6 protein-coding genes are annotated in these 7,470 nt (G+C 65.7%); all 6 read right to left on the bottom strand.

The window, feature by feature from the left end:
- Positions 1-111: 111 nt before the first annotated feature.
- Positions 112-1,320: an ABC transporter substrate-binding protein gene (locus LPW26_RS25255; protein ID WP_238738521.1), complete on the bottom strand. Its 1,209-nt coding sequence runs from the start codon at positions 1,318-1,320 to the stop codon at positions 112-114.
- Between the two features lie 588 nt (positions 1,321-1,908).
- On the bottom strand, positions 1,909-2,673 hold the full coding sequence (locus tag LPW26_RS25250; protein ID WP_238738520.1) for a DUF1036 domain-containing protein: 765 nt from the start codon (positions 2,671-2,673) through the stop codon (positions 1,909-1,911).
- Positions 2,674-3,093: 420 nt separating this feature from the next.
- A complete protein-coding gene (locus LPW26_RS25245) occupies positions 3,094-3,513 on the bottom strand; it encodes a secondary thiamine-phosphate synthase enzyme YjbQ (RefSeq protein WP_238738519.1) in 420 nt (139 codons plus the stop codon).
- A 118-nt stretch (positions 3,514-3,631) separates the two neighbouring features.
- Complete coding sequence (locus tag LPW26_RS25240) at positions 3,632-4,372, bottom strand: tetratricopeptide repeat protein (protein ID WP_238738518.1); 741 nt, start codon at positions 4,370-4,372, stop codon at positions 3,632-3,634.
- A 58-nt stretch (positions 4,373-4,430) separates the two neighbouring features.
- Positions 4,431-5,636: an ABC transporter substrate-binding protein gene (locus tag LPW26_RS25235; protein ID WP_238738517.1), complete on the bottom strand. Its 1,206-nt coding sequence runs from the start codon at positions 5,634-5,636 to the stop codon at positions 4,431-4,433.
- 312 nt (positions 5,637-5,948) lie between these two features.
- On the bottom strand, positions 5,949-7,280 hold the full coding sequence (locus tag LPW26_RS25230; protein WP_238738516.1) for a replication-associated recombination protein A: 1,332 nt from the start codon (positions 7,278-7,280) through the stop codon (positions 5,949-5,951).
- Positions 7,281-7,470 lie beyond the last annotated feature (190 nt).

Raw genomic sequence — 7,470 nt, 5'->3', positions numbered from 1 at the left:
ACACCCACCGTCATTCCGGGGCGACGGTCGCGCAGCGCGCGGCCGTCGAACCCGGACTCTCGAGATTCCGGGGGCGCATGCCTGCGGCATGCGCCCCGGAACGACCAGCCTCTACTTCTTCGTCGTGCTGATGTTCTCGCCGAAGAACTTCCAGGCCTTGCCGTCGAACTTCGCCATCTTGAAGATGTGGTAGGCCGAGTAGTCGGTCGGCGTCGTCGTCACCGTGACGCCGGGCAGGAACAGCGGCAGCGACACGTTGGACAGGTGCGTCGCTTGCTTCACCAGGTTGTCGCGCGTGAGATCGTCGCCGCAGGCGCGTAGCAGCACCTCGGTCATCTGCGCCACCGCGTAGCCGACCTGCACGCTGCCGTCGATCGGATTGCCGTCCGGGTACCACTCCTTCATGAAGGCGAGAAATTCCTTCACGCCGGGATCGTCGTCCCAGGCCGGATCGCCGACGATCTTGGATGTGAAGGCGCTGATTAGCCCGGTCGAGGCCTCGAGGCCGGCCGGCTCGAGCACGCCGCCGATCGAAGCGCCGACCGACACCACGAAATGCGCCGGCTTCCAGCCGAGCGCGTGCACCTTGCGGATCGACTGCGCGGCGAATTTCGGCGAGGCGACAGTCAGCAGCGTGTCGGCCCCCGAGGCTTTCAGATTGACGATCTGGGAGTCGATGGTCGGATCGCTGACCTCGTAGCTCGCTTCCTTGATGATCGCCGCGGCCTTGTCGCCGAGGCCTTCCTTGAAGCCCTTGAGGTAGTCCTTGCCGAAATCGTCGTTCTGATAGATCACCGCGATCTTCGCCGATGGCATCTCTTTGGCGATGTACTTGCCGTAGATCTTGGCCTCTTCCTCGTAAGGCGGATAGAACGGCGTGGTCGAGGGGAAGTCCTTCGGGTCGTTCCACTTCGAGGCGCCCGAGGTGATGAAGATATGCGGCACCTTCTTGCCGCGCAGATATTTCTGGATCGCCGAATTGGTCGGCGTGCCGAGCGAGCCGACGATCGCCAGCACCTCGTCCTGTTCGACCAGCTTGCGGGTCTGCTCCAGCGTCTTCGGCGGGCTGTAGCCGTCGTCCATCGACAGCAGGTTGATCTTGCGGCCGTTGATGCCGCCCTTGGCGTTGATCATCCGCCAATACGCGGCCTCGACCTTGCCGTTGACGCCGTAGCCCGACGCCGGGCCGCTATACGGCATGGTCTGGCCGAGCTTGATCTCGGTGTCGGTGGCGCCGACGTCGTAACGCTTGTCGGCAGCCAGCGCCGCCGTGGACGTCGCCGCCACGATCAGCAGCGAGGCGAGCAGTTTCAATCGCATCTGGTTTCACTCCCGGGATAGCGCGGTTTTCCGCATTGTTGTTAGTTGTGGCTATCACGCGGACGTGAAGGTGTCGAGCAATGGTGCGACCGGGCGACGCACGGAAGCGGTTCGGCTCAGCTGCCAACCCGCACCGCGGAATTTTCATCGAGGCGCCCCGATTTGCTCCCGCATGTCGCCGCGCTCGTGCGAGCTACGCACTGTCCTTGGTCATTCCGGGGCGACGGTCGCGCAGCGCGCGGCCGTCGAACCCGGCATCTCGAGATTCCGGGTTCGCATGCCTGCGGCATGCGCCCCGGAATGACGAAAGACGAGAACGACAACGCGTTCGTCTCGCAGGGTGGGCAAAGGCGGGCAGCGCCGTGCCCACGCGGCACGCTTAGTTACATCCCGCCCGGTTGCGCAGTAGTGCCGGCGTCGCGGGCCAAGCAATCGGCGTAGAGACTGTAGCCCGGATGCAGCGAAGCGAAATCCGGGAGTCCCTGCCGCGCCTCGTCCCGCATTCCGCTGCGCTGCATACGGGCTACACGCTGGGGGCAAGTGTCGCGCGGTCCGCCGGCACACGCCGCGCGATGGATGTCAGTTACTCTATCTGATGCAGCCCCCGATCGGATCCTTGCATTTGTAGCCGGAGCTACGGCAACTTTCGAACAGCTCCTCCCGATCCGGCCCAGTCTGCCAGATCAATCCGCGCCGCGAATTGCCGCTGGTCATGAACATACAGCCCGCGGACGCGACGTTGCGCTTGGAGACCGTGCATCGATCAAGCTTGGCACGCTTCCGGCATTCGTCGAGCGCATGCTCGCGGGCCTGGGCCTCCGAGGCGCGAGGCCCGGAATAGCCATACGACACCCAGCCGGACCCATTCGCGATCGCGATAGCGTGCCACGTCGGATTTCGATTTCCGGTGGTGAACGACAGTTCGTAATCGGACTGATCGCTTCTGACGAAAACAGACGTGAAGGGCCGCTTCTCCTCATCTCCGCTGCACTCCCTCGGATCGGCATTGCGATAGCGAAACGGACCTGGATAGGACACGCAGAGCTTGAGGTCGTCGCTGCCCCAGGTCGGGAATTTGGCACCGTAGCGTTGCGCGAAATAATAGAACGTTCCCCGCGAAAATCGCAAGGTCTTGCACTCGTTGACGTCGACCCTGAACCATCCCCTGACGATGTAAGGTCCGGACGGATTTTCGAGAAACGACAACGCCAGCGCGATCTCATCGGTATCACGGTTGCAGTACTTCAAGGTGAAGGTATTGGCGTCGCCACCATACGTCTGCGCGCACGCGAGTTCGACGAAGACGGTCTGGAGACCCAGCAGGCCTGCGACAAGGATCAAAATGCGCCGCATCACGAAATTCTCGGCCGGTTTCGATGAATGGACCCAGCGCACTCACGAGACGATTCGCCGCCTCGCAGCACACCCCAACCAACGTTGGTAGCTCGGCGATGATTTCACGAATGATGGCGATTGAGAACTTATGCGAACGTCTAGAGCAACGGCGTGGGCGGACAGCGCAATGAAGGGCCGACCGCCCCCCTCTCAGCCGGGAGTTATCGGCACGAAGACGCCCCAATGAATGGGGCGCAAGCCTTCAAATGGCACCGTCATTCAAGAGGAAGACGTTATGCGCGGCCGTCGAACCGGGAATCTCGAGATTCCGGGTTCGCATGCCTGCGGCATGCGCCCCGGAATGACGGCGCGCTTTGTAAATCTGTCGCGCGGATGCGCGAAGCTCCGCCCGGGACGGAGGCGTCGATGGACGCCGCGCTACTCGCCGATGATCTTCACCAGCACGCGCTTCCGGCGGCCGCCGTCGAATTCGCCGTAGAAGATCTGCTCCCAGGGGCCGAAGTCAAGCTTGCCGGCGGTGATGGCGACGACGACTTCGCGGCCCATAACCTGGCGCTTCATGTGGGCGTCGGCGTTGTCTTCGCCGGTGCGGTTGTGGCGATAACCGGCGACCGGCTCGTGCGGCGCGAGTTTCTCCAGCCATAGTTCGTAGTCGTGATGCAGGCCGCTCTCGTCGTCGTTGATGAACACCGAGGCGGTGATGTGCATGGCGTTGACCAGCACCAGCCCCTCGCGCACGCCGCTGTCGTGGAGCACGGCCTCGACGTCGCGGGTGATGTTGATGAAGGCGCGCCGGCCCGGGATGTCGAACCACAGCTCCTTGCGGAAGGATTTCATCGGGGGCTCCTTGCAGGTGGTGACACCGCGTGGGCTTCGCTGCGCTCCGCCCACCCTACGGCTTTGGTCGTCTCGTAGGGTGGGCAAAGGCGCGCAGCGCCGTGCCCACGCGGCACGCTTAGTTACATCCCGCCCGGTTGCGCAGCAGCGCGATGTCGCCGAGGACGTTGGTCGAGGGCTTGCGCTTGGCCGCCTCCTCGGCCGCCGCGCAGGCGCCCGGCTTGTCGCCGGTCTCGACGCGGGCGAAGCCGAGATTGGACCAGGCGTCGGCCACGTCGGGCGTCGCCGCGACGGCTTCTTCCAGAATGGTGCGGGCCTGCTCGGGCCGCTTGCCGAGCAGCAGCGCGCGGCCGTAATCGGCGAGCAGCGGCTTCAGCGGATCGGGCTGCTTGCGGGCGATCTGGAACAGCTCGTCCGCGAATGCGATGTCGCCGAACTTCATCATCGTGACGATGCCGAGGCCGTGATAGACGGCGCTCTGCTCAGGCGCCAGCAGCCAGGCCTGATTGAAGCGCAGCGCCGCCTCGGTGGCGCTGTTCTTGCCGATCGCGCGCCAGCCGCGCAGGCTGGTTTCCTCGAAGGCCTTCTGCCGCGAGCCGGTGGCGGCGATCAGATCGGCGACGAATTTGTCGTCGGCGGCGCGCTGCTCGGGGGTCTTGGTGACGAAGCCGAAGAACGGCTGCTGATTGGCCGGGCCGGTGAAGCTCCTCTTGGTGACGCGCACGCCCGGCGCCACCTCGACGGTGTCGGCGCGCGCCGGCGCGGCGAGCAGCAATGCGCCGAGCGCAGCCGCGACGATCATCGACGCCGGACGGCACACGGCCTGCCTCGAACCGCGGAACAGCCAGCCGTGTATCATCGGTTCGGTCCTTTCCGTTGCGCCCCGGCGGGCGCGAACCCGCCGGGCACGCGCGGGATCAGGTCCCGCGCAACATCTCACTGACGACGACCCAGTCGGCGCCGTTGAACTCCAGCATATAGCCGTCCTTGATCGGACGGAAATCGGTGGGCGTCGTGTTCAGCGTGATGCCCGGCAACAGCAGCGACAGCGACACGTTCTTCATGTTCGCGGCCTGGCGCATGATGTTGTCGCGGCTGAGATCATTCCCGCACTGCTTGAGCAGCGCCACCAGCGCCTCGGCCACGGTGTAACCATAAAGCGCCGCGGAATTGTTGGGGTCGACGCCCGCCAGCCGTGCCTTCATGAAGTCGATATAGCTCTGCATCGCGGCGTCGCCCCTGGGTTCGGCCACATAGGGCTTGAGCGAGCCCAGCGACAGCACGCCCTTGCCGGCGTCGATGCCCGCGGGGTCCATCACGGTCGCCCTGTTGGCGCAGCCGCTGGCCAGGAAGCGCTGCGGACGCCAGCCGACCTCGTGCGCCTTGCGCAGCGCCTGGGCGCAGGCCCGCGGCGTCACGCTGTAGATGAGGAATACGTCGGCTTTGGTAGCAGCGAGCGTCAGCACCTGGGAGTCGACGGTCGGGTCGGCGACTTCGAAGCTCGATGCCAGCGCGATCGCCTTGTCGGCGTCCGCGCCGAGCGCCTCCTTGACGCCGCGCAGATAGTCCTTGCCGGCGTCGTCGTTCTGATACAGCACCGCGAAGCGCGCGGTCGGGTTCTTGGCGCGGGCGAAGTCGACGTTGATCTTGGCCTCGCTGATGTAGTTCGGCGCCCAGGGCAGCGCGATCGACCACGGCATGTTCTGCGGATCGTTCCACTTCGACGCCGAACTGATCAGGAAGATCTGCGGGACTTTGTTGGTGTTGAGATATTTGGCGATCGCCGAGCTCGGCGCAGTGCCCATCGTGGCGAAGATGAACGACACGCCGTCGCCTTCGACCAGCCGCCGCGCCGCTTCCATCGTCTTCGGCGGCGAGAAGCCGTCGTCGAGCGAGATCATATTGATCTTGCGGCCGTTCACGCCGCCCTTCTCGTTGACCTGGTCGAGATAGGCGGTGATGGTCTTGCCGGTGGCGCTCAGCGCCGAGGCCGGGCCGCTGTACGGCATGGTGTTGCCGATCTTGATCTCGGTGGCGGTGACGCCCGGCGCATTCTGCGCCTGCGCCGCGCTGGCCAGCGCCGCCGCGAACGCGGCGACGAGCCAGGGCCGAAGATGGATCATGGTCGTCCTCCCTGTGATTATTTGTTGCGATGCGATCGTCGCCTTTGTTTTTAGGGGAAGGATGGGATCGCCAACTAACCGGGTCTTGTGCCCAGCCGCTGGACGGCACGCGATGTGGTGTCGCTGTGCGAACACGTAGGGTGGGCAAAGGCGCGCAGCGCCGTGCCCACGCGAGCGGCGTGACGCGTGGGCTTCGCCCACCCTACGGGGTCGACCAGCGCATCGCTGTAGCCCGGATGAAGCGAAGCGTAATCCGGGGACTCATCAAGTGCGGCATCCCGGATTTCGCTGCGCTTCATCCGGGCTACAGGGCTACTTCTCTTTGGCGGCGCGGAGCTTGGCCCAGTAATCGAGGCGTTTGCGGATTTCGCGTTCGAAGCCGCGGTCGGGCGGGTCGTAGAAGGTCTGGTGACCGAGCGCGTCCGGGAAGTACTCCTGGCCGGAGAAGCCTTCGGGCGTGTCGTGGTCGTACTGATAACCGCCGCCGTAGCCCTCTGCCTTCATCAAGCCGGTCGGCGCGTTGAGGATGTGCTTGGGCGGCAGCAGCGAGCCGGCCTGCTTGGCGGTGCGCATCGCCGCCTTGTAGGCGGTGTAGGCGGCGTTGGATTTCGGCGCGGTGGCGAGATAGATCACCGCCTGCGCGATCGCAAGCTCGCCCTCGGGCGAACCGAGGAAATCATAGGCGTCCTTGGCTGCGTTGCAGATCACCAACGCCTGCGGATCGGCGAGCCCGATATCTTCGACCGCCATCCGCACCACGCGGCGCGCCAGAAACAGCGGGTCCTCGCCAGCGTCGAACATCCGGCACAGATAATACAGCGCCGCGTCGGGATCGGAGCCGCGCACCGATTTGTGCAGCGCGGAGATCAGATTGTAGTGGCCGTCGGCGCCCTTGTCGTAGATCGGCGCGCGGCGCTGCAGGATCTCCTGCAACTGGGCGGCGTTGAACACTTCGCCGGCGCGCGCCGAGCGCCAGACTTCTTCGGCCAGCGTCAGCGAGGCGCGGCCGTCGCCGTCGGCCATCCGCACCAGCACCGCCCGCGCCTCGGCGTCGAGCGGCAGCTTCCTGCCTTCGACCGCTTCGGCATGCGCGAACAGCTTCTCGATCGCCTCGGCATCGAGCGAGCGAAACACCAGCACGCGCGCCCGTGACAACAACGCCGCATTCAGTTCGAACGACGGGTTCTCGGTGGTGGCGCCGACCATCACCACGGTGCCGTCTTCCATCACCGGCAGAAACGAGTCCTGCTGCGCCTTGTTGAAGCGGTGCACCTCGTCGACGAACAGCAGCGTGCCGGTGCCCATCTGGCGCCGCGCGCGGGCGGCGTCGAACACTTTCTTCAGGTCGGCGACGCCGGAGAACACCGCGGAGATCTGCTCGAAATGCAGCTCGGTGGCGTCGGCCAGCAGCCGCGCGACCGTGGTCTTGCCGGTGCCGGGCGGTCCCCAGAACACCAGCGAACCGAGCGTGCGGGTCTCCAGCATCCGCGTCAGCGCGCCATCGGGGCCGACGATGTGATCCTGCCCGACGACCTCACTCAGCGCGCGCGGTCGCAGCCGATCCGGCAACGGCCGCGGCGCCTCGCGCTCGAGGCCGGCGGCGGAGAATAGGTTGTCGGATTGTTGCGGGCGCTTGGGGCTCATGTGCAGGCCCGCCATCTCTCCCCGCGCGTGGCCTGCTCCTTCTCCCCGCGTGCGGGGAGAAGGCTGGGATGAGGGGGCGTTTCCGCAAGGCCGAGAGGCTCGGCTGTGATCAAACGCAAAAGTCCGGCCGCGTGGAGGGGGGGGGGGGGGGGGGGGGGGGGGGGGGGGGGGGGGGGGGGGGGGGGGGGGG

Source organism: Rhodopseudomonas infernalis (assembly GCF_022271405.1).
In the GTDB taxonomy this organism is placed as follows: domain Bacteria; phylum Pseudomonadota; class Alphaproteobacteria; order Rhizobiales; family Xanthobacteraceae; genus Rhodopseudomonas; species Rhodopseudomonas infernalis.
The sequence above is the reverse complement of the archived record's forward strand: the minus strand, read 5'-3'. Positions and strand labels throughout refer to the sequence as shown.

What these genes read in the sequence shown, in the direction of transcription:
- LPW26_RS25255 (WP_238738521.1), bottom strand. Translation starts at nt 1,320, where the DNA reads ATGCGATTGAAACTGCTCGCCTCGCTGCTGATCGTGGCGGCGACGTCC.
- LPW26_RS25250 (WP_238738520.1), bottom strand. Translation starts at nt 2,673, where the DNA reads ATGCGGCGCATTTTGATCCTTGTCGCAGGCCTGCTGGGTCTCCAGACC.
- LPW26_RS25245 (WP_238738519.1), bottom strand. Translation starts at nt 3,513, where the DNA reads ATGAAATCCTTCCGCAAGGAGCTGTGGTTCGACATCCCGGGCCGGCGC.
- LPW26_RS25240 (WP_238738518.1), bottom strand. Translation starts at nt 4,372, where the DNA reads ATGATACACGGCTGGCTGTTCCGCGGTTCGAGGCAGGCCGTGTGCCGT.
- LPW26_RS25235 (WP_238738517.1), bottom strand. Translation starts at nt 5,636, where the DNA reads ATGATCCATCTTCGGCCCTGGCTCGTCGCCGCGTTCGCGGCGGCGCTG.
- LPW26_RS25230 (WP_238738516.1), bottom strand. Translation starts at nt 7,280, where the DNA reads ATGAGCCCCAAGCGCCCGCAACAATCCGACAACCTATTCTCCGCCGCC.